Raw genomic sequence first — 23,997 nt, 5'->3', positions numbered from 1 at the left:
TTGTGTAACTAAACTTTATATTTTTTTGCGGAATTTCCTTAGAGCACGGTACAAAAGGCGATCGCTTATATCAAGGTCATTGCGAAAAAGGGATGTCTACGACAGGCTACGCCAACGCCCTGACATTTGAATTCAGCCAAAAGAGCGATCGCACCAACAAAACGAGAATCTAGATTATTAATTACCAGTGCAAGATGAAGCGACGAGTGAGGAGCTACGAGGCGAGGCAGTGGGTACTTGAGCAACCAAAACCACGTTCCCATTGGCATCCCTTACCCACCCTTGGGCTTCCACAATTTGAGTAGGTTCATTGACAGAATTAAATTTCTGTAATTTTTTTCCTGTGTCTTGCTGCGCCTGAACAACCGCTCTTTTCTGAATACCGCCAGCACGATCCTGACTCTCTGGAGGAAGTGTGATCCAATCTGCTAGCACCGCATCAGCCATCAATGGCTCTGTGGGATCGGGTGCTAGCCCTCCACGCCCAGTAGCAATAAATGAACTCCTTCCTATGTTTCCACCAGAATCACAACCAGCAACAATTTCCTGCGAAGCTTCAACCAAATTTACAGGCAGTTCAAGTAAGCTTTTACTGGGGTCAGCATCTGGTATGTTTATTTGTACAGTGCCATTTAATGAAGCGTTTTGGTTAGAAAATGCCGTGATGTCACTTGTTTGCAAGTTCTTCGGGTTTATTTCTTCTGGGTCAAGCTTCTCTACGCCTGCACGGGTACGGGGCACAAAACCAAAGATATTCTTAGCGTTGATTGTGATTTTACCACCTGAGCCAGAGAAGGCATTGGCAGTGATATCGCTATTTTCTAAGGAAGGCGTGACAATGAAGCCGTTAGGTACATTAATAATGATATTACCGCCATTTCCACTAAGCCCTGCCGTACCTGCATTAGCGGTTATTATACTTTGGTTGCGCATCAATAATAACTCTCGCACCTGTAGCGTAATATCTCCGCCTTTACCCGACTCACTATTAGATGTAAGTTTTCCTTTGTTGTCCAGAAGTATGGAGCGAGCGATTATATTTAAATAGCCTGCTTCCCCTAACTTATTTGAATCTCCGATATTGATTACATTTTTTCGAGCTTGGCTGCTCACAGTTATTGCAGCCCCATCCTTGATAATCAATTGCCCTGTAGTTAGATTCAAGTTTCCACCATCTCCAGGCCCTTCAGTTCCAGAAGACAAGCCACTGAGTATAGAACCATTTGGTGAGGTTCCAATTAGTTCTACCGACTCAGAAGCGTTCACTGTTAAGTTTCCTGCTTTTCCTGTAGCTGGTATAAGTTGGTTAAAAATATAGCTATATATGCTCTCAGAACTTGTTGATATTCTTGCCCCTCCTTGGATAAGCAGCTTTTTAGTATTAATTGTTATACCGCCAGCGTTTTTATCGCCATAACTTGCACTAAATAATCCACTGGATATTAAATCACTACCATCTTGGAGGGTAGAAATGGGAGTACCACCGATTAGTTCCACGGAATCTGAGGCGTTTATGGTCAATTGCCCCTGCAATTGTGCTCCATCTCTGACCACTAACTTCTTAGTAGTGATATTTATATTTCCAGGGTTTGCAGTGGAGAAACTCTGAGTAAAAAGTTGCGTATCTTGTTCAACTACTACAGACTCTGAGGCGTTCACTGTCAAATTCCCTGATGATTGTTCTTCCAAAGGATTAACTAGAACTAGGAAACTGCCAGCTATTCGCACAACCTTGCCTTGCGTATAGATATTGCTGCCACCCTCTCCATGAGTATCTACGGTAGATGAAATTCCATTTAACTGGATGAGTTCGATATTTTGAAAATTTTGAACACCTTCATATCCAAATGCCCAACCTTGGTTCGTTGGACTTAAACTGACCAGACTATTACTAGCGACGCTTCCTAACTCAACTCTTCCGTCCTTGGCTGTTATATTCCCCCCTTCTAGCGTTATATCACCGCCTATAAGTGCCAAGGTTTTGCCTTCCTGCACCTGTAGACCAACGCCTTGGCCAAAGAGATTAATTGCGTCATCTGGTGCTGCTTGGGATTGATTGCGGATGGGAGCCGCAGTTGCTCCGAATTGTAAACCAATGGGAACGCTTACTGTTAGTAAAGGTGTAGTTTGAGGAGATGTAGCACTAAACTTTGTACCATCAGCAAAGTTCAAGCTACTCGCCGTACTAGCCACAAACGAACCGCCGATATTTAAAGAAGCATTGGGCCCAAAAACAATGCCGTTAGGATTAATTAGAAACAGGTTGGCTGTGCCGTTAGCTTTCAGAATGCCATCTATATTAGAAATCGAATTCCCACTCACCCGACTGATGATGTTTTGAATATCTGTTGCATTGTTAAAGTGGGCTGTCCTTCCCGCAGGGACGGAAAATTGTTCAAAGCTGTGGAACAAGTTTGTCCCACGAACTGCCCCACCATCAATCTGGTCTATAGGCTGACCATCAATTGGCTTTGGTGTAATGATTGAACTTTCAGATCCAAGTGTGCCATCCTTTTGTATTTGGGCTAAGGCAAAATTCTCAAACAAAGTGAGCACTCCAGCAATTGCTAAAGTACTCACTATCCCTAATTCCCAGCACCAACTGCTTTGGTATCGAGACATCACTAACTTACACCCAGAAAATAAGAGTATATTGAAATACTGTTCCTTGTTAATTAAGTTAAGTATAGTGATACTTGAGATTATCTTTTTAACCTAACTAGTAAATTCAAGGTTCAGCCTTTTTATACTCACTAGAATAAACTCTTTGCAGTCTGAAGAGTAAATTATTTAGCAGTTACAGCCGAAAGGGTTTCCAGTTGACGGGCAAGGGATACACCATGCCATTTGCGTTAGCACAATTCCCTGTTCATCAACTGCATCACCAGATTTAATTTCATTTGGGTCAAGATTGCACTGCCACTGAACTTTCAGAGTTTTATCATCTAATACTCCGTACTTTTCAAGCACGCTGTCTAAGCCAGCATTTTGAACACTTTCAAGCAGTTTCTGTTGAATTTCATCTTTTAACTGCTGTAATGTTTTAGAGTCCATAACTGTTGCCACTACTTATAAGGTATGTATGATTTTTACTTCAACTTGGCTAGTAATAATTACGACTAGTGTTATAAAAATTAATATTTTTCTGCTAGATTTACTTTAAGCATTGATGAACTATAGCGATTCTCATTCATAATTCGGTATAAAATTATACTGAGAAGTCTAAGGGCACGGCACTGCCGTGCCCCTACGGGTGTACCTCACCAAAATCTAAAATTCTGACACCTTCTCTGGCTAATTCTTAATTCCCGTCGCAGCAATACCTTGGATAAACTGACGTTGACCGATGAGAAATAATACCATCACTGGCACAGTCGCTATTGTTACCGCTGCCATCATTAAGGGCCAATTATTCGTAAATTGCTCTTGAAACTCTGCCAACGCTAGCTGCACCGTTCTTAATTCTGGTCGTGTTGTAAATACCAGAGGTTTAAATAAATCATTCCATTCGCCGATGAAGGTGAACAAAAACAACGTCACCAACGCTGGACGGGCTAAAGGTAACATTACCCGCCACAAAATTTGCAGTCGGTTCGCCCCATCTATGGCTGCGGCTTCCTCTAACTCCACGGGAATTGTCTGGAAATATTGACGTAACAAAAAAATCCCAAATCCGTTGACAGCAGTAGGTAAAATGAGCGCCCCGTATGTATTTATCAGGTGTCCCCATTTCAAAACCAAAAAGATGGGAATCACTAATAACTGAAAAGGAATCACTAAAGTTGCTAACACGACCAATAGCAGTGCTTGACGTCCCCGAAACTTCAGCCGTGCTAAGGCGTAACCCGCTGAAGCGGAAGTGACAATCTGAAACGCCGTCACAGCGATCGCTACCAAGGTAGAATTAGCAAACGCCAGTAAAAATTTTCCCTGTTGCCATGCAACCCGGTAATTAGCTAAAGACCAGTTATTTTTGCACAAATTTTCTGGGCTGGCGGCCGTCGGTTCAAAGGAGGTGAGAAAGACCACAAACAATGGTAGTAGAACGATAAATGCCCCTAGCAGTAAGACTACTAGGCTCAAAAAATCACCAGATTTCAGATTCGGGTTTAGTTTAAACATAACTTGAGCTGCAAAGCATTTGTTTCGCTAGTACTAGAGCATCTCACCCAGCAACAGTTAATCTATAAACATAGTTACTTGTTAAGTTAAATTAAACCACAGTGATTATTACCCTCAGTTCATGGGGTAAATTGAATCCTGGTGTCAAATAATCAGGTTTACAGGAGTAAAGATACCATGCAGCAGCTTACAGACGAATTTAAAGAATTAGATTTCAAGAGCGAAACATACAAAGATGCTTATAGCCGGATTAATGCGATCGTGATTGAAGGGGAACAAGAAGCCCATGAAAATTACATCACACTAGCTCAACTGCTGCCAGAATCTCATGATGAATTGATTCGCCTATCCAAGATGGAAAGTCGTCACAAGAAAGGATTTGAAGCTTGTGGACGCAATTTGCAAGTAACCCCAGATTTGCAATTTGCCAAGGAGTTTTTCTCTGGACTACACCAAAATTTCCAAACAGCCGCCGCAGAAGGAAAAGTTGTTACTTGCTTGTTAATTCAGTCTTTGATTATTGAATGTTTTGCGATCGCAGCATACAACATTTACATCCCCGTCGCCGACGATTTTGCCCGCAAAATTACTGAGGGAGTAGTAAAAGATGAGTATAGCCACCTCAACTTTGGAGAAGTTTGGTTGAAAGAACACTTTGCAGAATCCAAAGCTGAACTTGAACTTGCAAATCGCCAGAACCTACCCATCGTCTGGAAAATGCTTAACCAAGTAGCAGATGATGCCCAAACAATGGCAATGGAAAAAGATGCTTTAGTAGAAGACTTTATGATTCAGTACGGTGAAGCATTAAGTAACATCGGTTTTACGACTCGCGATATTATGCGCTTGTCAGCCTACGGACTCATAGCCGCCTAACAAAGTGCCGAGTAACGAGTGCTGAGTGCTGAGTAGTTTAAATTCAGAACTCAGAACTCCTAACTCCTAACTCCTAACTCTCCTAAATTCCACGCCTCAAGACAGCATAAGCCTAATAATCACTACATGTTTGGTCTAATTGGACATCTGACTAGTTTGGAACACGCTCAATCGGTAGCTCAAGAATTGGGATACCCAGAATATGCCGATCAAGGGCTAGACTTTTGGTGTAGCGCCCCGCCGCAAATTGTCGATAGCATTATTGTCACCAGTGTAACTGGACAACAAATCGAAGGAAGGTATGTAGAATCTTGCTTTTTGCCAGAAATGCTAGCGAGTCGCCGCATCAAAGCCGCAACTCGCAAAATCCTCAACGCCATGGCCCATGCACAGAAGCATGGCATTAACATCACAGCTTTAGGCGGATTTTCCTCAATTATTTTTGAAAACTTTAAGTTAGAGCAGTTTAGCCAAGTCCGCAACATTAAACTAGAGTTTGAACGATTCACCACAGGAAACACGCATACTGCGTACATTATTTGTAAGCAGGTGGAAGAAGCGTCAAAACAATTAGGCATTGATTTATCAACAGCAACTGTCGCTATATGTGGAGCAACTGGCGATATTGGTAGTGCAGTTACACGCTGGCTAGATGCGAAAACAGATGTCCAAGAACTCCTGCTGATAGCCCGTGATCAAGAACGCCTCAAAGAGTTGCAAGGCGAACTAGGGCGAGGGAAAATCATGGGTTTGACAGAAGCACTACCCCTAGCCGATGTTGTGGTTTGGGTTGCTAGTATGCCCAAAGGCGTGGAAATTGACCCCACCACTCTGAAACAACCCTGTTTGTTGATTGATGGAGGTTATCCTAAAAACTTAGGGACTAAAATTCAGCATCCTGGTGTACACGTATTAAACGGTGGGATTGTCGAGCATTCCCTGGATATTGACTGGAAAATTATGAAAATCGTCAATATGGACGTTCCAGCCCGCCAGTTGTTTGCTTGTTTTGCCGAATCAATGCTGCTGGAATTTGAGAAGTTATACACGAACTTTTCGTGGGGACGGAATCAGATTACCGTAGATAAAATGGAGCAGATTGGTCGAGTATCAGTAAAACATGGATTTAGACCACTGCTGGTTTAACTGTAAGAGTTAGGAGTTAAAAGTTAGGAGTTAAAAGTTTAAGAGTTAAAATTTAAAAACTTTCACCAGTACACTCCTTTTAATACCTAACTCCTCACTCCTAACTCCTCACTCCTCACTCTGAAAAACCTATAACTCGTAATTGATAACCCCTACGATGGCAACTACCGAGCGTAAACCGCTACTGTTAGATTTTGAAAAGCCCTTAGCAGAACTCGCAACCCGGATTGATCAAATTCGGCAACTTGCAGAAGAAAATGGTGTCGATGTTTCTGGTCAAATTCGTCAACTAGAAGCACGCGCTATGCAACTGCGTGAGGAAATTTTCAGTAGTCTATCCCCGTCTCAGCGACTGCAAGTCGCTCGTCATCCGCGTCGCCCCAGTACTCTCGATTACATTCAGGCTATTAGTGATGAATGGATGGAATTGCATGGCGATCGCTGTGGTGGTGACGATCCGGCTTTAGTTGGTGGTGTTGGTCGTCTAAGTGGGCAACCTGTGGTGATGTTGGGTCATCAAAAAGGCCGTGATACCAAAGATAATATTGCTCGTAACTTTGGAATGCCTTACCCTGGTGGCTACCGCAAAGCAATGCGGTTGATGGAACACGCCAACAAGTTTAGTATGCCAATACTAACTTTTATCGACACACCAGGAGCTTGGTCTGGAGTAGAAGCAGAACACCAAGGTCAAGGAGAAGCGATCGCCTACAACTTGCGAGAAATGTTTTGCTTAGATGTACCAATTATCTGCACAGTTATTGGTGAAGGCGGTTCGGGTGGCGCACTCGGTATTGGTGTAGGCGATCGCCTACTCATGTTTGAACACTCAGTTTATACTGTCGCTACTCCCGAAGCCTGTGCCGCTATTTTGTGGAAAGATGCTGCTAAGGCTCCCCAAGCAGCTGTTGCTCTAAAAATTATTTCCCACGACCTGAAAAAGTTGGGAATTATCGACCAAATACTGCCTGAACCCACCGGTGGCGCTCATTCCGATCCTTTAAAAGCCGCTACCATTCTCAAGCAAGTGCTATTGGAAAATTTAGACGAACTCAATCGTTTAACCGCTCCAGAACGCCGTCAACTGCGTTACGAAAAATTCCGCAAAATTGGTGTTTTTACAGAAGTTGCCCACTAACAGCACTACATAGTGATTGATTAGCCGAGCAGCAATGCTATAATTGCCTATGTGCTTAAAGATTTTTAACAATCTAGCCATAGGCATTTCCATGTTTGGTAAATCTACTCAATTTTATTGAGTAAGTTTTATGTTATCTAAGTAATCTAATTTGAGTGTACGGCATGGTTTTCCAGGCGATGATTTGTTGTCTTCACTGGTAAAACTCAAAATACAGCCACTATTGCACTGCATCATAGCAGTTGTTTAATAGAAATCATCAGATTTTTAGATTCCTTTAATCTATCTAAACCGAGAAGTGTAAATAATTGGGTGGTAATAGGCTTTGGGAACTGCCAAAAAATTGGGAGACACCATGAGTGTTGAGCAAAAACGACGCGCCCTGATTACTGGGGCAAGTAGTGGAATTGGGAAAGCAACGGCTTTAGCCTTTGCGAAAGCAGGAATAGATGTTGCTTTAGTCAGCCGTTCTTTGCATAAGTTGGAGGCGGTAAGAGAAGCTGTAGAGCATACTGGGGTCGAAGCGAAAGCTTACGCTGTAGATTTAGCGCGGATCTCCGAAGTAAAAGAAAAGATCCAAGCGATCGCTCTTGACTTTGGTGATATAGACATTCTGGTAAACAATGCTGGCATGGCCTATACAGCTACTTTGAGTGAAATCCCTCTAGAGGGCTGGCAGCAGGTAATTGACTTGAATCTTACCAGCGTGTTTCAGTGCATTGTGGGAATTTTGCCTTCAATGCGCGATCGAGGCATAGGCACAATTATTAACGTTGCCTCAATTGCCGCCAAGCAGCCCTTTCCCGGTTGGGGAGCATACAGCGTCAGCAAAGCTGGTTTGATTGCCCTTTCTCAAACCCTGGCACAAGAAGAACGCACCCACGGCATTCGTGTCACAACTATTTGTCCTGGCGCAGTCAATACCGAACTTTGGGACACAGAAACAGTCCATGCCAACTTAGACCGTTCCAAGATGTTAACCCCAGAAATTGTGGCTCAGTCAATTCTCCACACTGTTCTATTACCACAACAGGCAGTTATTGATGAATTGCTCCTGATGCCCAGTGCTGGCGCACTCTAATTGCAAAGTTAGGAGTTAGTAGTTAGGAGTTAGGAATTAGAATTTTTAACTCATAACTCATAACTCATAACTCATAACTAATGACAAAACCATAACCAAGATTGAATCATGACTACCGGTAGTTCCAACGGTTCCAATTTCTCTCAATCACCTCTGATCCCTGATTTGGCAGAAGCCATAACTCCTAGACCCGATCGCAACACCCACAACGGGCGACAAGCGGATGTGTCCCCCCCAAAAGAGGAACATCTGGAGGAAATGAAGGACGCCGTGCGGACACTAATATTGGGAGTCGGCGAAGACCCCGAACGCGAAGGACTCCTCAAAACACCCAAGCGAGTGGCTGAGGCAATGCGGTTTCTTACCAGTGGCTACACCCAATCCCTTGAAGAACTCGTTAACGATGCCATCTTTGATGAAGGGCATAACGAGATGGTACTAGTGCGAGATATTAATTTCTTTAGTCTGTGCGAACACCATATGCTGCCATTTATGGGTAGAGCGCACGTTGCTTATATCCCCAACCAAAAAGTTGTGGGACTGAGTAAGCTGGCCCGCATTGTTGAGATGTATTCCCGTCGCTTGCAAGTGCAGGAGAGATTAACCCGCCAAATTGCCGAAGCAATCCAAACCATTTTGGAACCTCAAGGGGTAGCCGTTGTGATGGAAGCTAGCCATATGTGTATGGTGATGCGCGGCGTTCAAAAACCAGGCTCTTGGACTGTCACTAGTGCAATGGTTGGTGCGTTCCAAGACGAACACAAAACCCGCGAAGAATTTTTTAACTTGATTCGCCATCAACCAGCATTCTTTTAAGAAATTGGGCATGGGGCATGGGTAAGAGGACTTGGGGACAAGGAGAAAGACTTGTTTCAAGTTCTCACGTTTTGTCCCCTTGTCCCCTTGTCCCTTTGTCTCCCCCACTCTCCACTCCCTACTCCCTACTCCCTAATTTCTCAAACAACTTGGCTACTTTATCTAAATCTTTATTTCCAGGTGCGCGTTCCACTCCACTAGATAAATCAACGCCACTGGGATTAGCCTGACTTAGAGCTTCCACAATATTATCTGCTGTTAATCCCCCAGCTAAAAACCAAGGGCAATTGGGATTAAATTGCTCTAGCATTGTCCAATCTAAGGTTTTGCCTGTACCACCCAGTTGTTGCGGATGGTAGGCATCCAGTAATAAAGTGTCTACGTAGTCTACGTAATCAATTGCTGTGTCAAGATGCTCAATACTCTGAATTCTTAGGGCTTTAATAATTTCGACATTGGGTAAAACTTGACGCAATTGGTAGCAAAAATCTGGTAATTCATCCCCGTGTAACTGGACACCAGTCAACCCAGAATCAACAACTATCTGACAGATTTCGGGGATACTAGCGTTGGCAAAAACACCAATTGTGTCAATATTAGCCGGGAGTTCTGCTACTGCTGCCTGAATTTGGGATGTGGTTACATAGCGAGTTGAGGTTGGCACACAAATAAATCCTAGTGCCGTTGCGCCCAGAGAGGCGATCGCTATAGACTGCTGTGGCTGAGTGATGCCGCAAATTTTAACGCGCATGGAAATTTAGCAAATTTAAAATAATTATCAAAAAAGTCTAAACTATCCGAAAAACTTTTGTGCCTTGGTAATTTTATAATTTTGTAGGTCTACATTAACTTTTCGATTTAGGAGACAAAAGCTTGATTTCATCTATCTTACTAGCAGCCGCCCCAACTGTTCCCACAACACCTGCGTGGAATCCTACAGTAGGCATCATCATCAGCATCAGTAGCTTAGTAATTGTTTTGCTAAGTACTAGGATTGAAAAACCCTTAGTTGGCCCCAAGTTCCCCATCCTGCCGATTAGTATTCCAACATTCGTTGCAGCAATGGCTTTTGGTCATATTATCGGCGTTGGCATCGTTTTAGGACTGACTAACATCGGTCGTCTGTAGTTTTGCAATGATAAAGGCGCTAAAGGCATTGCTTGTAACGCCGCGATCCATACAAAACTCCTAAAAAGGATTTTAGTTCTTTCTCCAGCAAGAAAACTCATAAGCATCAGCCAGCCTCTGTGTAGTAAGTCTAACTAAGGGGAGAGAGATTAACCTTCCCCTTGAGGGACGATTCTAACTACTTCATCAACGGAGGATTTATATGGCTCTAGAGACGGGATTAATCCCCTCTGTAAAGCTTATTCAGTTAACTCATGCAGGAGAAAGAACTATGATGTCATCAATTTTATTAGCAGCCCAAGCCACTTTACCCAAAACTGGCACAGAGTGGAGCTTGACTGAAGCTGGAATTATTACTGGCATTTGTCTATTATGTCTTTTGATTATTCCTCGGACAATTCGCTATCCTCACGTTGGCCCTAAGATGCCTTTGCCCTTTCCCTCGCTGTTCAATAATCCTAGTGCCGCTACATTCCTCGCTGCAATGAGTGCTGGTCACCTAATCGGTACTGGTACCGTTTTAGGATTGAGTAATCTCGGCGTTATCTAAATTTGATTTCTATCTAACACACTCAAGACGACGGGCAGGGGGAGAAGAAGCAAGGGGTAGGGGGCAAGGAGCAGGGGCAGGGGAAGCAGGAGAATAACCAATGCCCAATGCCCAATGCCCAATCCCCCACTTCAGAGTTTTGCTCACAGGCACTAATTGTCTATTCTAGAAATAAGAGCATCTTGTAACTCGGCATTACCGAATTGATGCTCAGAAATATATGTATAAGGATATACGCAAATATTGCAGTAGAGGAACTATTGGCGATATCTAGTTTTAGGACAATGTAATGCAAACAAATTGGAAAATTGGGTCTTTATTTGGAATTCCCCTGTTTTTAGACCCGTTATGGTTTGTGATTTTAGGGTTGGCAACTCTCAACTTTGGGGTAGCTTATCAGGAATGGGGGCCTGTTATAGCTTGGAGTGCTGGAATAGTTATGGCACTGTTGCTATTTGGTTCAGTGTTGCTACATGAGTTGGGTCACAGTTTGGTAGCCCGATCGCAAGGCATTAAAGTTAATTCAATTACCCTATTTCTGTTTGGCGGAATTGCTGCTATTGAAGAAGAATCTAAAACTCCGGGCAAAGCCTTTCAAGTAGCGATCGCTGGGCCTTTGGTAAGTATCGGACTATTTTTCCTGCTAAGTCTAGGAAGCATTGTGATACCTGATACTAGTCCACTCAGTGTCATGGTCGGAGATTTGGCGAGAATTAACTTGGTGGTGGCTCTATTTAACATGATTCCAGGCTTACCTCTAGATGGAGGGCAAGTGTTAAAAGCAGCACTATGGCAAATAACAGGTAATCGTTTTCAAGCCGTACACTGGGCTGCAAAGGCTGGGCAAATTTTGGGTTACAGTGCGATCGCTTTAGGATTTGTTGTAGATTTTGTGACCAGGGAGTTAGTAGCTGGTTTGTGGATTGCGCTGTTAGGTTGGTTTGCTGTCCGCAACGCTAACACCTATGACAACATGACTACGTTGCAAGAAAGCCTACTCAAAGTTGTGGCGGCTGATGCGATGACTCGTGACTTTCGAGTAATTGATGCTGATCAGACATTGCGATCGTTTGCCGATTTATACCTGTTGGAAACCGTTCCCTCACAGATTTATTTTGCTGCATCTGATGGACGTTACCGGGGTCTAGTTTCCATTGACGATTTTCGTTTAACCCAAAGAAGTGAATGGGAAACCCAAACCTTACACAGAATTGTGCATCCCTTAACAGAAATACCGACTGTTTCTGAAGCTACAACGATAGCTGAGGTAATTAACAAACTGGAAAATGAGCAGTTACCTCGAATTACAGTCCTTTCTCCGGCTGGCGCTGTAGCTGGTGTAATTGACCGGGGAGATATTGTACGGGCGTTGGTACAAAAGTTAAATTTGCGGGTAGCAGATGATGAAATTAAGCGGGCCAAAGAAGAAGGTAGCTATCCGCCTGGGTTGCAACTGGGAGCAATAGCGAAGTCAATCATAAATTAAACTTCATAGCTTCGTCATAGCTTTGCAATAGATTCGTCAAAAGCTTGTGTGATATTTAATTTGGTATTTGGTTACAAAATGCTTTTTTTGGGTAAAAGGTAGGAAATCCTACCTTTTTTATTTTTTAAATTAATGTGAGTTCAATAAACCTCTCCCTGCCTTGAACTAAAGTTCAAGTCTTTCCCTCTCAGATTCGGAGAGGGACGGTTTTACGTAGTAAAACCAGGGAGAGGTTTCTTTGACATCGCCTCAGATGATTAGAAAGTTATTAAAACTTCTAGTTTAAAGCGAGTAAAATGTAAGTACGTGATATACTACGTCTCTCACTTACCCTGGTTTTATGGCACTGCCAATTGTTGCAATTATCGGACGCCCAAATGTGGGCAAATCCACCCTGGTTAATCGACTCGCCGGGGAACAAACGGCGATTGTCCATGATGAACCGGGAGTGACACGCGATCGCACTTATCTACCAGCTTTCTGGAATGGTCGTGAATTTTTGGTGGTAGACACTGGTGGTTTAGTTTTTAATGATGATACCGAATTTTTGCCACTGATTCGCCAACAGGCAATGACAGCCCTTGCAGAAGCATGTAGCGCTATTTTTGTCGTAGATGGTCAAACAGGCCCCACATCGGCAGATTTAGAAATCGCCGAATGGATGCGCCAACAAACCGTACCCGTTCTACTGGCTGTAAATAAATGTGAATCTCCAGAACAAGGCTTAATGCAAGCTGCCGAGTTTTGGGAATTGGGATTGGGCGAACCTTACCCCATCTCCGCAATTCATGGCAGTGGCACAGGAGAGTTACTCGACGAGTTAGTTAACCACATCCCTGCTGTTGAAGACATCCCAGAAACTAATGAAATCAAAGTAGCAATTGTGGGACGGCCGAATGTCGGTAAATCGAGCTTACTGAATTCTTTTGTCGGGGAAGAAAGGGCAATTGTCAGCCCAATTTCTGGCACAACCCGCGATGCTATTGATACCGTCATTGAACGGGAAGGACAAACCTACCGTTTGATTGACACTGCCGGTATTCGCAAAAAGAAACACATAGAATACGGCACAGAATTCTTTAGTATTAACCGTGCTTTCAAAGCGATTCGCCGTGCTGACGTGGTTTTATTAGTACTAGATGCCGTAGATGGAGTCACTGAGCAAGACCAAAAATTAGCTGGGCGGATTATCGAAGAAGGTCGAGCTTGCATCATCGTCGTTAATAAGTGGGATGCTGTCGAAAAAGACTCTTACACAATCTACGACTATGAAAAAACTCTGCAATCACGGTTACATTTTACCGAATGGGCAGAAACAATTTTTGTGAGTGCCTTGTCAGGGCAACGGGTAGAAAAGATTCTCGAATTGGTGAAAACTGCGGCTGAATCACACAAACGCCGTGTCAGTACATCAGTTATTAACGAAGTCTTAACAGACGCTGTGAGTTGGCATTCACCGCCAGCATCCCGTGGTGGCCGTCAGGGCAAGATTTACTATGGAACACAAGTAAGTAGCCAACCACCAACGATCGCACTATTTGTCAATGATTCCAAACGATTCAACGACAACTACCGCCGCTACATTGAACGCCAATTCCGGCAACAACTAGGATTTAAAGGCACGCCAATTATTTTGCTATGGCGGAGCAAAAAAGTCCGTGATGCCGAAATTGGCAATGTTAATCGAGCAACTCGCGTCAAAATAAGTTAGGAGTAGAGACGCGATTAATCGCGTCTGTTATGAGTTAAAGCCAAAATTGCTAATTATAGAACCCTATCGACTTGAGTTTGATAGCGGCAGAAGGTAAAAGTTATGAGTTAAATAGGACTTACGCAGAAGAGATCCCCCAAGCCCTTTTTTAAGCCTATGTCAACATAGTAGGTTAGACAGATGCTTTTCAATATGTAAGTCCTTTTCAAGCCAAAACTCGTAACCCCTAACTCTTAACTTTCAAATGGATTTATTGCGATCGCTGCCACTTGGACTTTATTTAGAACAACCCCAAACTTGGCTGCATAAAATCGACCCGCGAGTCAAGTTCGCCTGGTTGATGAGCTTTTTAACAAGCTATGTTTTAGCTAACAACTATTGGCGGGTGCTGCTGGTAGTGGTATTGATTCTTGCCACCTTGATTGCTAGGATTCCCCGACGAGTATGGCAGCAGCAAATGGGTTGGCTATTAATGCTATCATTTTTTGTCTTAGCGATCGGAGCTATCAGCCCTGATGCAATGGGAGTAGATTATCAGCCACGCCTCCCAGCTAATGAACAAATATTAACCCAGCCAGCAAACTCAAATAATATTGTTCAAGAGCCAGCAAGTAATAACAAATATAGCTACGTGCTATTTCACAAAGGCCCAGTCAAAGTAACTCGCCGCTCCTTGGATTTAGCTGTACGTCTGAGTACAATTATATTTACCGTAATTTACAGCACAAACCTGTATCTGCTGACAACCGCGCCAGAAGAAATTACATCTGGTATAGAAAGCCTGATGCAACCCCTGCGACGCTTCAAGTGGCCTGTCACCGAAATTGCTTTAACTTTAACCTTGTCCTTGCGCTTTATTCCCCTGGTTTTAGAAGAAGTGCAAAACTTATTTCGCTCTGTAATGACAAGGGCAATAAATTGGAAAAAGCTGGGATTGAAAGGAGGGTTCAAGGTTTGGATGACAGTTGCAGAGAGACTTTTGGAAAATCTGCTCTTACGAGCCGATCAAATGGCAAATGCAATGATGGTGCGGGGTTTTACCAGTCCCAACGAGCATCGAGTGCAGTGGCACGACTTACGATTCAAAGGGCGTGACTGGCTTGCTATTGCTAGTTTAATTTTATTCTGGGGAATACGCATAGCTATAGGAACTCAGGTCTAATTTTGCACCGAAAAAATGGTAAGAGGTAATTATATTTTGTCATTGGTCAGTAGTTGTAGTTATTTCTACTCACTGCTGAAAATTGTTAACTAACTATTGACAACGCTTTTAAACAGTATGATCAAGGCTTGGTATTGGCGATCGCTACCCTTAGAAAAGCGCACAGGCTCGGAAGTTTTTGCTGCTCTTTTTCGCCCCACCTCCGCACCGGGAATTGCTACCCTACTGGAAAGCCCCTACCCAACGCCAATCGATCATCCCCAACTCAGCCGATATTCTATCTGTGCAGGCGCTCCTCGCCTAGTCGATGGCATCCCCCAGATGTGGACACCAGAAGTAGGAGAGGTTCTTCCCTTTCTAGAAAAGTTGTTATACCAAGATGAGAAGGATGAGGTAGTATTTTCTTCCTCTGCTTCTTCTGCTCCCCCACCTCCTCATCTCCCCTTCACAGGTGGTTGGTTGGGTTGGCTAGGCTATGATGTGGCATGGGAAATTGAACAGCTACCTCGTCATAAAATTGATCCCCTGCCATTTCCCGTAGCTTTTTGGTATGAACCAAACTGTTTTGCTGTTTTGGATCACGCGCAACAAACTCTTTGGCTAGCCGCCAGTGATGCAAATGGACTCGATGAGTTACAGAAGAAGTTAGTAAAGAAAGACGCAAAGGAAAGTCCCCGCGTCCCCGTGTCTTCTTCGCTTCCTCTCTTTTTGACATCGCAAGCAGATTACGAAACAGCAGTAAACCAAGCGAAAAAATATATTCAAGCTGGAGATATCTTTCAGGCAAATCTTTCATTGCGATTTCAAGCGTCCACATCCGCTTCTGGTTGGGAAATTTATCAAGCTTTGCAAAAAATCAATCCTTCTCCTTTTGCCAGCTATTGGCAAACGCCTTGGGGGGAAGTGAGCAGTTGTTCGCCGGAACGGTTAGTAATGTTGCAAAACCGACAAGCCGAAACCAGACCGATCGCCGGGACGCGATCGCGCGGTGTCACTCCAGAACAGGATATGCAACTAGCACAGGATTTACTCAGCAACACCAAAGAACGTGCAGAACACATCATGCTGGTGGACTTGGAACGTAATGATTTAGGGCGAGTCTGTGAATGGGGAACGGTTACTGTTGACGAATTGCTGACAATTGAGCGATATAGCCATGTGATGCATCTTGTTAGTAACATCAAAGGGACTTTAAAAGCCGAATACACCACCATTGATTTAATCCGCGCCACGTTTCCAGGTGGCACAATCACAGGTTGTCCCAAAGTCCGTTGCATGGAAATTATTGAAGAACTAGAACCCGTGCGGCGCAGCTTATTCTACGGTTCTTGTGGCTATTTAGATTGGCGTGGTCATTTAGATTTAAATATCTTAATCCGCACCCTGCTACTAGCTCCCGTGTCTGAAGAAGGAGAGGCAAGGAAAGCAGGAAGAGCAGGGGGAGCAGGGGGAGCAAATTCTTTCTCATCTCCCCACTCAGCGCTCAACACCGTCTGGGGACAAGTTGGCGCGGGAATTGTCGCAGACAGCGATCCTGAGAAAGAATGGTATGAATCTCTGCACAAAGCCCAGGCACAACTAGAAGCTCTGAAAATGTTAGATAATCAATAGGGAGTAGGGAGTAGGGAATAGGTTATTAGTTATTCTTTCTCCCCCTGCTCGCCCTGCTCCCCCTGCTCCCTCATCTCCCCACTCCCCACTCCCCAATCCCCAATTTTGTGCCATTCAGCCACAGTTGTGGCAGTATGGAAAGAAGTTGAAAAGTTGGCTGTTGCCGTTGGGAACTTCAAAGGGTGTTTTCCCTTGCCGCTTCAAACTTTCAACAAGAGGATCAGGACTGTTTTATGCCTTGTGCCGCCAAGTTGGTGAATTTGAGTTACCAAAGCACATAGGGATATCTATCGATAAGCCTCTACTCTTCGAGTCTACGCTTCGCGGGTCATATTGTACCATTTCGCCTCACTACCACTAGCTTCATCTGCCCATTAGAAACTAGATCAAGGTCTTCGCAACCGCAGTTTTGCATTTTAAGCAAATATTCTGGCGAATGTTGGTATTATCGTCTGAATGTTTGGAATTCACTGCGAAAAGATATATATACTCCCACCTTGACTACACCTTGACTCTTAAATGAATCCAGAAAACGCAGAAACTTACATAAACCATCCAACTTGGGGTTTACTTTACAAAATCTGTATGGTTGATGAGAACCAGGATTTGTTCACCACACTTTATGCCCAGCGCTTGTTTTTTTTGGTTGCAAATGACGTTAAAGGTGTTAGATTCCAGTCTCTAGGACGTACTGAGGCTAGAATGATGTTGGAAAATCGCTTACGTACCCTGCGGCGCAGTGGACATTCCCAGGAGTACGATCAGCTTCAGAGTGTTTTCCAACGCACCTTCCAATGAATAGTTCGATTTCCGAACGTATTGTTACCATTCGCTCCTCACTGCCAACTTCAGTCCGATTGATTGCTGTTAGCAAGCAAGCTTCTGCCCAGGCCATTCGGTCTGCCTATGCCGCAGGAATTCGTGATTTTGGGGAGAGTCGCATCCAAGAAGCCGCCAGCAAACAAGCCGAGTTGCAAGACTTACCGGATATTACCTGGCACTTTATTGGACATTTGCAAAGCAATAAAGCCAAAAAAGCCATTGAACAATTCCATTGGATTCACTCCGTGGATAATTTGAAGCTGGCACAGCGCTTAGATCAATTGGCGCAACAGCTAGGAGTAAGTCCCCAGGTTTGCCTGCAAGTGAAAATTCTCCCCGATCCCAACAAGTCTGGTTGGAGTGTGCCAGAACTTTTGGCTGATTTACCCACACTCGATCAATACAAAAATTTACAAATTCAAGGTTTGATGACAATTCCGCCTTCAGGATTAAATGATCCCGAAATTCTAAATGTGTTTAATCTCAATCGTGAACTGGCAAAAGAAATCCAGCAGCAAAACTGGTCGCACATTAAAATGCAGCACTTGTCTATGGGTATGTCAGGCGACTACGAACTGGCAGTGCAAGCAGGCGCAACGATGGTACGATTAGGAACAATTTTGTTTGGCGATCGCTCTTAGCCTATTGTTCATCAACTTTGTAGGTCAGTATTAATACAGATCAGGATTTGATGACAACAATTTTGTAACAGACTGGTGCAATTGGAAACAAAGGATATAGTATTGACAAGAGCAATCGTCAAGGAAAAATGGGGTAAAAGGAGCTTTCCTTCGGACAAACCTTAGGATATAATCTTGACTCATTATTAGGTTTAGACGATGCACAAAACTTTCCAAGAAGTGCTAGTTCATCGCCAAAAGCAGTAGTATGGGTTACAAATAGCAAGAGGCTTGCTGAAGTATCCACGGATGTAGCGTAGTTTACTTAAGTAGGCATCGCTCCTAGCTCAATTTATCCTAAGCCAAGTCAATGCTGGCTATTCGCACCAGGAGAGTACACACACAATGAACAACATATTTTCCAAACTCAGAGACTTTGTGGGTCTAAATGAGCAAGTGGAATACGAATATTACGAAGAAGAACCAGAAACAGATAATAATTACCAAAACCTGTATCAGCAAGAAAATCCCCAACCACCTGCACCACAGGAGAGCGCAACTGCTCAAAATCGACGCTGGCGGGAACCAGTGCCTACAATGGGAGATGAGATAGCAGCAGGTTCAAAGCCAATGGGGAATGTGATTGGTATGCCAGGAGCAATTAACGGAATTTCGGAAGTTTTAGTCCTCGAACCACGCACTTTTGAAGAAATGCCCCAGGCAATTCAAGCGTTGCGAGAACGCAAGTCAGTGGTATTAAATCTGACAATAATGGATCCAGATCAAGCTCAACGAGCAGTAGATTTTGTTGCAGGTGGTACTTACGCACTAGATGGACATCAAGAGCGCATTGGTGAAAGCATATTCTTGTTTACGCCAAGCTGTGTCCAAGTTAGTACTCAAGGTGGTGTTCTTCATGAAGTACCGCAACCACCAGTACGTCCCTCTCGTCCTACAGGTTCTCCAAATCAAAACTGGGGCAACGAAACTAATCGGATGGCACAATAAAGTTAAATTAGTTGTTAGTCCTTTGTCCTTTGTCATTTGTCCTGAGTCTTGATAATAGTGACAAATGACTAATGACAAACGACGAGTGACTAATGACTAATTAGCAATGACTATAAAATTTGGCTTAATTGGTGGTGGGGTAATGGGAGAAGCGCTCTTATCCCGCCTTATAGCGCGTGGAATTTATCAATCATCAGAAGTTATAGTTAGCGAACCGCTACCTTCACGCCTAGATTTTTTAAAACAGCAATACGATGTTGCTGTAACGACAGATAATACCGAGGTTTTCACGCAGGTAAAAGAAGTTGTCTTTTTGGCAATAAAACCGCAGGTGTTTAGTGCGATCGCCCAAGAATTAGCAGATATTGATATTCTTAATAAAGAACACTCACCCCTGATCATTTCCATCTTGGCGGGTGTGCCTTTAAGCCAGCTAGAAGCTGCATTTGTGCAATTGCCAGTTATAAGAGCAATGCCCAACACTCCAGCTACAGTGGGAGCGGGAGTTACAGCAATTTGTTCAGGTGCATACACCAGCCCCAAGCATCACCAAATAGCACAGCAAGTTTTTTCTGCTGTGGGAGAAGTAGTGGAAGTGTCAGAAGCGCTGATGGATGCAGTAACAGGGCTATCTGGTAGCGGCCCCGCTTACGTGGCGCTCTTGATAGAAGCACTTGCTGATGGTGGAGTATCCGCAGGTTTACCTAGAGCAATTGCCAATCAATTAGCTTTACAAACCGTACTAGGAACAGCGAAACTGTTACATGAAACCAAAATGCACCCAGCAGAACTCAAAGATCGGGTTACCAGTCCCGGAGGTACAACCATTGCGGGGATTGCCAAGTTAGAACAGGCAGGATTTCGTTCAGCTTTAATTGAAGCAGTAAAAGCTGCCGCAGAGCGATCGCAAGAACTGGGAAAATAATAAAGAGTCCTTTGTCATTTGTCCTTTATCCTTTATCCTTTGTGAAAAACTAATGACTAATGACCAATGACAAATGACTATTAACGAAGTTGACAAAAGACTCGTTAATATAATAAACAATCTGGTTGCAAATGTGATTGAGTGAATTATCCTGCGCCGTCTCCAGAACTTGACTTAGGGTCTATATTTCCCTTTGATCTGGATCAGTTTCAAAAAGAAGCGATCGCGTCCCTAAACGCCGGACGCTCAGTAGTCGTGTGTGCGCCCACAGGTTCGGGCAAAACATTGGTTGGGGAATACGCCATTTATCGCGCCCTGGCGCGAGGAAAACGTGTATTTTATACTACTCCCCTAAAGGCGTTGTCGAATCAAAAATTACGTGACTTTCGAGAAAAATTCGGGTTTGATCAAGTCGGACTGTTAACTGGAGATGCCTCCATCAACAGAGATGCACCGATTTTGGTGATGACCACAGAAATTTTCCGAAATATGCTCTATGGCACACCCATTGGGCAAATAGGCATCTCATTAGTAGACGTTGAAGCCGTAATACTTGATGAGTGCCACTATATGAACGATCGCCAGCGCGGTACAGTTTGGGAAGAATCAATCATCTATTGTCCCCGGGAAGTGCAACTGGCAGCCCTCTCAGCAACGGTTGCTAACAGTGATCAACTCACGGACTGGTTAAATCGCGTTCATGGCCCAACAGACCTGATTTACTCCGATTTTCGCCCAGTCCCCTTGGAATTTCACTTTTGCAATCCCAAAGGGTTATTTCCCCTGCTGAATGATAGCAAAACCAAAATTAACCCCCGCCTTCAGAAAAAGAAGGGGAGAGGGGGAGAAAAGGAGAGGGGAAGAAGTGGTAGACCCGAAGCTCCGGGAATAATTTATACCTTGAGCCAGTTAGAGCAACGTGATATGCTACCAGCCATTTACTTCATCTTCAGCCGCCGGGGATGTGATAAAGCAGTGGCAGAAGTAGGTGATTTATGGCTGGTAAATAATGAAGAGTCCCAGATTTTGCGGCAACAGATTGATGACTTTTTAGCCCGCAATCCCGAAGCCGGGCGTTCTGGACAAATTGCACCCCTATACCGAGGAATTGCTGCTCACCACGCCGGAATTTTGCCTGCTTGGAAAGCATTAGTAGAAGAACTATTTCAGCAAGGGCTGATTAAAGTCGTATTCGCCACTGAGACGCTGGCTGCGGGAATTAATATGCCCGCCCGGACAACAGTAATTTCCACCCTTTCTAAGCGGACTGACACCGGACACCGCCTGTTAAATGCTTCTGAATTCTTGCAAATGGCGGGACGAGCCGGCCGCCGGGGGATGGATAAACAAGGTTATGTTGTAACAGTCCAAACTCCCTTTGAAGGAGCCAAAGAGGCAGCGTATTTGGCAATATCCAAGCCAGACCCCCTTGTAAGCCAGTTTACGCCCAGTTATGGCATGGTACTCAACTTGCTGCAAACACATACCCTAGAGCAAACTAGGGAACTGATAGAACGCAGCTTTGGGCAGTATATGGCTACCTTGCATTTAAGGCCAGAATACGATGAGATTGCCGAACTGGAGAGACAATTAGCTCAACTCCATGAGCAAATCGCCGCAGTTGATGAAAATGAACTGGCTGTTTATGAGAAATTGCGGCAACGCCTGAAAGTAGAACGCCAGATATTGAAAACCTTGCAAGAGCAAGCGCAGGAAGATAGACAAGAAGAGTTGGGGATGATGTTGGGATTTGCAGTGTCAGGAACTCTGTTGAGTCTCAAGGGTAAAAACATCACAGTGTCTGTACCTGTAACCGCAGTGTTAGTGGGAAAATCGCCGGGTTCTGGTCAAGCTCCTTACTTGGTATGCTTGGGGCACGATAATCGCTGGTATGTAGCAACGACAGGAGATGTAGTCGATTTGTATGCTGAACTGCCGCGAATTGAGGTGCCACCTGATTTACTACCACCGCCAGAGATGCCCTTGAAGCCAGGACAGTCGCGCCGTGGTAACCAAGAAACATTTGCGATCGCAGCACGTATTCCTGATCCGATAGAATCTTTGCATCTAGCACCAGAAGTAGCAGAACAACTCAGCCGGGCTACTGCCGTCCAAGAGCAATTAGAAGCTCATCCTCTGCATCAATCAGGCAATGCTGCTACGCTTTTCAAGCGCCGCGCCCGCTATGTCGAACTAGAAGCCGAACTTGAACAGTTGCAAGGACAAGTAGACCAACACTCACAACGTCATTGGGAAGAATTTATCAATTTAATCTCAATTCTGCAACACTTCGGCGCTTTAGATAACTTAGTGCCCACAGAATTAGGGCGAATCGCTGCCGCAATTCGGGGTGAGAATGAGTTGTGGTTAGGTTTAGTATTCGCTAGTGGTGAATTGGATAACTTAGACCCGCACCATTTAGCCGCCGCCGCCGCCGCTTTGGTGATGGAAACCCCCCGTCCAGATAGCAAGGTTAACTTTGAGCTTAGTAATGAAGTGGCAGAAGCCTTAGCAAAATTGCGGGGAATTCGTCGCCAAATGTTCCAACTACAACGTCGGTATAATGTAGCACTGCCTATATGGTTGGAGTTTGAATTAATTGCGATCGTGGAACAATGGGCGCTAGGAATGGAGTGGGTAGAACTCTGCGAAAACACCACTTTAGATGAAGGCGATGTGGTAAGAATTCTCCGGCGAACGTTGGATTTATTATCGCAAATACCTCATGTTCCGCATTTGCCAGACTCTTTCCAGCGTAATGCCTATCGGGCGATGCAGTTGATTGATCGATTCCCTGTGAATGAGGTGGTTGAATGAAAAACTCCACCCACTTTTGGGATGGAGTTTTTGGGCATGGGGAATGGGGAATGGGGCATGGGGAAGAAGTTACCAATGCCCTATGCCCCAAGCGACGGGGCGACTATCCCTCTACAGACACCTGGGGATGGAGTTTCCCGCCGCTTTCAATGAATTTACTTTTGACCAAATAATAGTAGTGGTATCTAATTAAAAATGCTTTATTAGTTTCGTATATCTTCTATACGTGATTAATCAAGTGTATCTAACAGAAGTTATAGCCGCTATAAGCGCTATTCAATCTTAGTACACTAAATTTCCAGTACCGCGCAACTGACGCAAAGAATTTACACAGTAGGGACAGTCACAGCCAAATGTCTGGATTGCAGCATCACTTTCTTCCTCAGTAAAGTTCAACATAGCAATATTGTCATCTGATACTGATGTGACAATGCTTGAGGAACGTGTAGAGGCATAGGGTTGCTTTCTCTCTGAATCTCGAATGCACACAAAATCTTTTCCACCATGTGGGTTAGTGATACAGGTACGACCGTCTTGTGTGTGCATTAATCGCTGAGTAATACTAGCATGAGCAGGATTCAATACCGCCAGCGTAGACATCAGCGACACAAAAATTGAGGAACTGGAAAGCAAATTCAAAATAATTTTTTTGTTCATAGATTTCTTTGAGAAAATTGTTTACTAGCTTAGGGTATTCGATTTACTTTCAAACTTCAAGTTAATTTCCTCTAAGAATAGCTAGCTTGACAGCTATTATCTAAGAAAGTTCCATATCTATCCAGTTAGTTTGAACGGCAATTAGTTGCTACAGCAGATTCAGCAGCAAACAAGCTTGATGTTTGGCTTTAAGACCTAAGTAGTCTACTTTACAAAATTTAAATCAGCTTTATATTCCTAAGATAATAATTGTTTGTTTGATTTAAGCAGTTATAGCCTTTTGAAATCTTATGTAGAGCGACAAATCGCTCACTACGAACA

General features: G+C 44.0%; 22 protein-coding genes. 17 read left to right on the top strand and 5 right to left on the bottom strand.

The window, feature by feature from the left end:
- Positions 1 to 177 precede the first annotated feature (177 nt).
- From H6G96_RS17600 to H6G96_RS17590, 3 genes are all read right to left on the bottom strand, one after another.
- Entirely contained in the window at positions 178 to 2,622 is a 2,445-nt protein-coding gene (locus H6G96_RS17600; protein ID WP_190912646.1) for a filamentous hemagglutinin N-terminal domain-containing protein, read from the bottom strand.
- Between the two features lie 168 nt (positions 2,623 to 2,790).
- Positions 2,791 to 3,054: a hypothetical protein gene (locus H6G96_RS17595; protein WP_190912645.1), complete on the bottom strand. Its 264-nt coding sequence runs from the start codon at positions 3,052 to 3,054 to the stop codon at positions 2,791 to 2,793.
- 240 nt (positions 3,055 to 3,294) lie between these two features.
- Positions 3,295 to 4,122, bottom strand: coding sequence for a carbohydrate ABC transporter permease (locus tag H6G96_RS17590; protein WP_190912644.1), 828 nt, complete (start codon positions 4,120 to 4,122; stop codon positions 3,295 to 3,297).
- Positions 4,123 to 4,299: 177 nt separating this feature from the next.
- On the opposite strand from H6G96_RS17590, the gene H6G96_RS17585 reads away from it, so the two are divergent.
- The 5 genes from H6G96_RS17585 (at position 4,300) to folE (ending at position 9,179) form a co-directional block, all read left to right on the top strand.
- Positions 4,300 to 4,998, top strand: a complete 699-nt coding sequence (locus H6G96_RS17585) for an aldehyde oxygenase (deformylating) (protein WP_190729013.1) — start codon at positions 4,300 to 4,302, stop codon at positions 4,996 to 4,998.
- A gap of 126 nt (positions 4,999 to 5,124) precedes the next feature.
- Complete coding sequence (locus tag H6G96_RS17580; RefSeq protein ID WP_190912643.1) at positions 5,125 to 6,144, top strand: long-chain acyl-[acyl-carrier-protein] reductase; 1,020 nt, start codon at positions 5,125 to 5,127, stop codon at positions 6,142 to 6,144.
- 157 nt (positions 6,145 to 6,301) lie between these two features.
- Entirely contained in the window at positions 6,302 to 7,282 is a 981-nt protein-coding gene (locus tag H6G96_RS17575) for an acetyl-CoA carboxylase carboxyltransferase subunit alpha (protein ID WP_100898945.1), read from the top strand.
- Between the two features lie 355 nt (positions 7,283 to 7,637).
- Positions 7,638 to 8,363 carry an SDR family oxidoreductase gene (locus H6G96_RS17570; RefSeq protein WP_190912642.1) on the top strand — a complete coding sequence of 242 codons (726 nt, stop codon included), beginning with the start codon at positions 7,638 to 7,640 and terminating at the stop codon, positions 8,361 to 8,363.
- 108 nt (positions 8,364 to 8,471) lie between these two features.
- Entirely contained in the window at positions 8,472 to 9,179 is a 708-nt protein-coding gene (folE, locus tag H6G96_RS17565; RefSeq protein ID WP_190729016.1) for a GTP cyclohydrolase I FolE, read from the top strand.
- A gap of 118 nt (positions 9,180 to 9,297) precedes the next feature.
- Here folE and H6G96_RS17560 read toward each other — a convergent pair whose 3' ends face one another.
- Positions 9,298 to 9,930, bottom strand: a complete 633-nt coding sequence (locus tag H6G96_RS17560; RefSeq protein WP_190912641.1) for a phosphoribosylanthranilate isomerase — start codon at positions 9,928 to 9,930, stop codon at positions 9,298 to 9,300.
- A 122-nt stretch (positions 9,931 to 10,052) separates the two neighbouring features.
- On the opposite strand from H6G96_RS17560, the gene psaK (H6G96_RS17555) reads away from it, so the two are divergent.
- The 12 genes from psaK (H6G96_RS17555) to H6G96_RS17500 all read left to right on the top strand — a co-directional run bounded on the left by psaK (H6G96_RS17555) (position 10,053) and on the right by H6G96_RS17500 (position 23,192).
- Positions 10,053 to 10,307 (top strand): photosystem I reaction center subunit PsaK, encoded by a 255-nt coding sequence (psaK, locus tag H6G96_RS17555; RefSeq protein ID WP_190729018.1) that lies wholly within the window; start codon positions 10,053 to 10,055, stop codon positions 10,305 to 10,307.
- Positions 10,308 to 10,578: 271 nt separating this feature from the next.
- The gene (gene psaK / locus H6G96_RS17550) at positions 10,579 to 10,857 is read left to right on the top strand and encodes a photosystem I reaction center subunit PsaK (RefSeq protein WP_190912640.1); all 279 of its coding nucleotides are present in this window, start codon (positions 10,579 to 10,581) and stop codon (positions 10,855 to 10,857) included.
- Between the two features lie 289 nt (positions 10,858 to 11,146).
- Positions 11,147 to 12,343: a site-2 protease family protein gene (locus tag H6G96_RS17545; protein ID WP_190912639.1), complete on the top strand. Its 1,197-nt coding sequence runs from the start codon at positions 11,147 to 11,149 to the stop codon at positions 12,341 to 12,343.
- Between the two features lie 340 nt (positions 12,344 to 12,683).
- A complete protein-coding gene (gene der, locus H6G96_RS17540) occupies positions 12,684 to 14,054 on the top strand; it encodes a ribosome biogenesis GTPase Der (protein WP_190912638.1) in 1,371 nt (456 codons plus the stop codon).
- Between the two features lie 244 nt (positions 14,055 to 14,298).
- Entirely contained in the window at positions 14,299 to 15,216 is a 918-nt protein-coding gene (locus H6G96_RS17535) for an energy-coupling factor transporter transmembrane protein EcfT (protein ID WP_190912637.1), read from the top strand.
- Positions 15,217 to 15,333: 117 nt separating this feature from the next.
- On the top strand, positions 15,334 to 16,827 hold the full coding sequence (locus H6G96_RS17530) for an anthranilate synthase component I (protein ID WP_190912636.1): 1,494 nt from the start codon (positions 15,334 to 15,336) through the stop codon (positions 16,825 to 16,827).
- A gap of 519 nt (positions 16,828 to 17,346) precedes the next feature.
- Complete coding sequence (gene pipX, locus H6G96_RS17525; protein ID WP_190912635.1) at positions 17,347 to 17,625, top strand: transcriptional coactivator PipX; 279 nt, start codon at positions 17,347 to 17,349, stop codon at positions 17,623 to 17,625.
- Positions 17,622 to 18,290 carry a YggS family pyridoxal phosphate-dependent enzyme gene (locus H6G96_RS17520; protein ID WP_190729024.1) on the top strand — a complete coding sequence of 223 codons (669 nt, stop codon included), beginning with the start codon at positions 17,622 to 17,624 and terminating at the stop codon, positions 18,288 to 18,290. Before pipX ends, H6G96_RS17520 begins: the two co-directional genes overlap by 4 nt.
- Before the next feature lie 384 nt (positions 18,291 to 18,674).
- Positions 18,675 to 19,277 carry a cell division protein SepF gene (locus H6G96_RS17515; protein ID WP_190912634.1) on the top strand — a complete coding sequence of 201 codons (603 nt, stop codon included), beginning with the start codon at positions 18,675 to 18,677 and terminating at the stop codon, positions 19,275 to 19,277.
- Positions 19,278 to 19,383: 106 nt separating this feature from the next.
- Positions 19,384 to 20,202 (top strand): pyrroline-5-carboxylate reductase, encoded by an 819-nt coding sequence (proC, locus tag H6G96_RS17510; protein ID WP_190912633.1) that lies wholly within the window; start codon positions 19,384 to 19,386, stop codon positions 20,200 to 20,202.
- Positions 20,203 to 20,343: 141 nt separating this feature from the next.
- Positions 20,344 to 23,019, top strand: coding sequence for a DEAD/DEAH box helicase (locus tag H6G96_RS17505; RefSeq protein WP_190912632.1), 2,676 nt, complete (start codon positions 20,344 to 20,346; stop codon positions 23,017 to 23,019).
- A complete protein-coding gene (locus H6G96_RS17500) occupies positions 23,016 to 23,192 on the top strand; it encodes a hypothetical protein (RefSeq protein ID WP_190912631.1) in 177 nt (58 codons plus the stop codon). The genes H6G96_RS17505 and H6G96_RS17500 overlap by 4 nt, the downstream gene beginning before the upstream one ends.
- Before the next feature lie 109 nt (positions 23,193 to 23,301).
- On the opposite strand, the gene H6G96_RS17495 is transcribed toward H6G96_RS17500, so the two are convergent.
- Positions 23,302 to 23,676, bottom strand: a complete 375-nt coding sequence (locus tag H6G96_RS17495; RefSeq protein ID WP_190912630.1) for a hypothetical protein — start codon at positions 23,674 to 23,676, stop codon at positions 23,302 to 23,304.
- Between the last annotated feature and the right edge of the window lie 321 nt (positions 23,677 to 23,997).

The sequence above is a fragment of the Nostoc sp. FACHB-892 genome (assembly GCF_014698795.1).
In the GTDB taxonomy this organism is placed as follows: Bacteria; Cyanobacteriota; Cyanobacteriia; order Cyanobacteriales; family Nostocaceae; genus Nostoc.
Note: the sequence above shows the minus strand (reverse complement) of the source record. Positions and strands in the feature narration are given on the sequence as shown.

Bases quoted from the DNA above. Each gene is read 5' to 3' on its own strand.
- H6G96_RS17600 (WP_190912646.1), bottom strand. From the start codon at position 2,622: ATGTCTCGATACCAAAGCAGTTGGTGCTGGGAATTAGGGATAGTGAGT.
- H6G96_RS17595 (WP_190912645.1), bottom strand. From the start codon at position 3,054: ATGGACTCTAAAACATTACAGCAGTTAAAAGATGAAATTCAACAGAAA.
- H6G96_RS17590 (WP_190912644.1), bottom strand. From the start codon at position 4,122: ATGTTTAAACTAAACCCGAATCTGAAATCTGGTGATTTTTTGAGCCTA.
- H6G96_RS17585 (WP_190729013.1), top strand. From the start codon at position 4,300: ATGCAGCAGCTTACAGACGAATTTAAAGAATTAGATTTCAAGAGCGAA.
- H6G96_RS17580 (WP_190912643.1), top strand. From the start codon at position 5,125: ATGTTTGGTCTAATTGGACATCTGACTAGTTTGGAACACGCTCAATCG.
- H6G96_RS17575 (WP_100898945.1), top strand. From the start codon at position 6,302: ATGGCAACTACCGAGCGTAAACCGCTACTGTTAGATTTTGAAAAGCCC.
- H6G96_RS17570 (WP_190912642.1), top strand. From the start codon at position 7,638: ATGAGTGTTGAGCAAAAACGACGCGCCCTGATTACTGGGGCAAGTAGT.
- folE (WP_190729016.1), top strand. From the start codon at position 8,472: ATGACTACCGGTAGTTCCAACGGTTCCAATTTCTCTCAATCACCTCTG.
- H6G96_RS17560 (WP_190912641.1), bottom strand. From the start codon at position 9,930: ATGCGCGTTAAAATTTGCGGCATCACTCAGCCACAGCAGTCTATAGCG.
- psaK (WP_190912640.1), top strand. From the start codon at position 10,579: ATGATGTCATCAATTTTATTAGCAGCCCAAGCCACTTTACCCAAAACT.
- H6G96_RS17545 (WP_190912639.1), top strand. From the start codon at position 11,147: ATGCAAACAAATTGGAAAATTGGGTCTTTATTTGGAATTCCCCTGTTT.
- der (WP_190912638.1), top strand. From the start codon at position 12,684: ATGGCACTGCCAATTGTTGCAATTATCGGACGCCCAAATGTGGGCAAA.
- H6G96_RS17535 (WP_190912637.1), top strand. From the start codon at position 14,299: ATGGATTTATTGCGATCGCTGCCACTTGGACTTTATTTAGAACAACCC.
- H6G96_RS17530 (WP_190912636.1), top strand. From the start codon at position 15,334: ATGATCAAGGCTTGGTATTGGCGATCGCTACCCTTAGAAAAGCGCACA.
- pipX (WP_190912635.1), top strand. From the start codon at position 17,347: ATGAATCCAGAAAACGCAGAAACTTACATAAACCATCCAACTTGGGGT.
- H6G96_RS17520 (WP_190729024.1), top strand. From the start codon at position 17,622: ATGAATAGTTCGATTTCCGAACGTATTGTTACCATTCGCTCCTCACTG.
- H6G96_RS17515 (WP_190912634.1), top strand. From the start codon at position 18,675: ATGAACAACATATTTTCCAAACTCAGAGACTTTGTGGGTCTAAATGAG.
- proC (WP_190912633.1), top strand. From the start codon at position 19,384: ATGACTATAAAATTTGGCTTAATTGGTGGTGGGGTAATGGGAGAAGCG.
- H6G96_RS17500 (WP_190912631.1), top strand. From the start codon at position 23,016: ATGAAAAACTCCACCCACTTTTGGGATGGAGTTTTTGGGCATGGGGAA.
- H6G96_RS17495 (WP_190912630.1), bottom strand. From the start codon at position 23,676: ATGAACAAAAAAATTATTTTGAATTTGCTTTCCAGTTCCTCAATTTTT.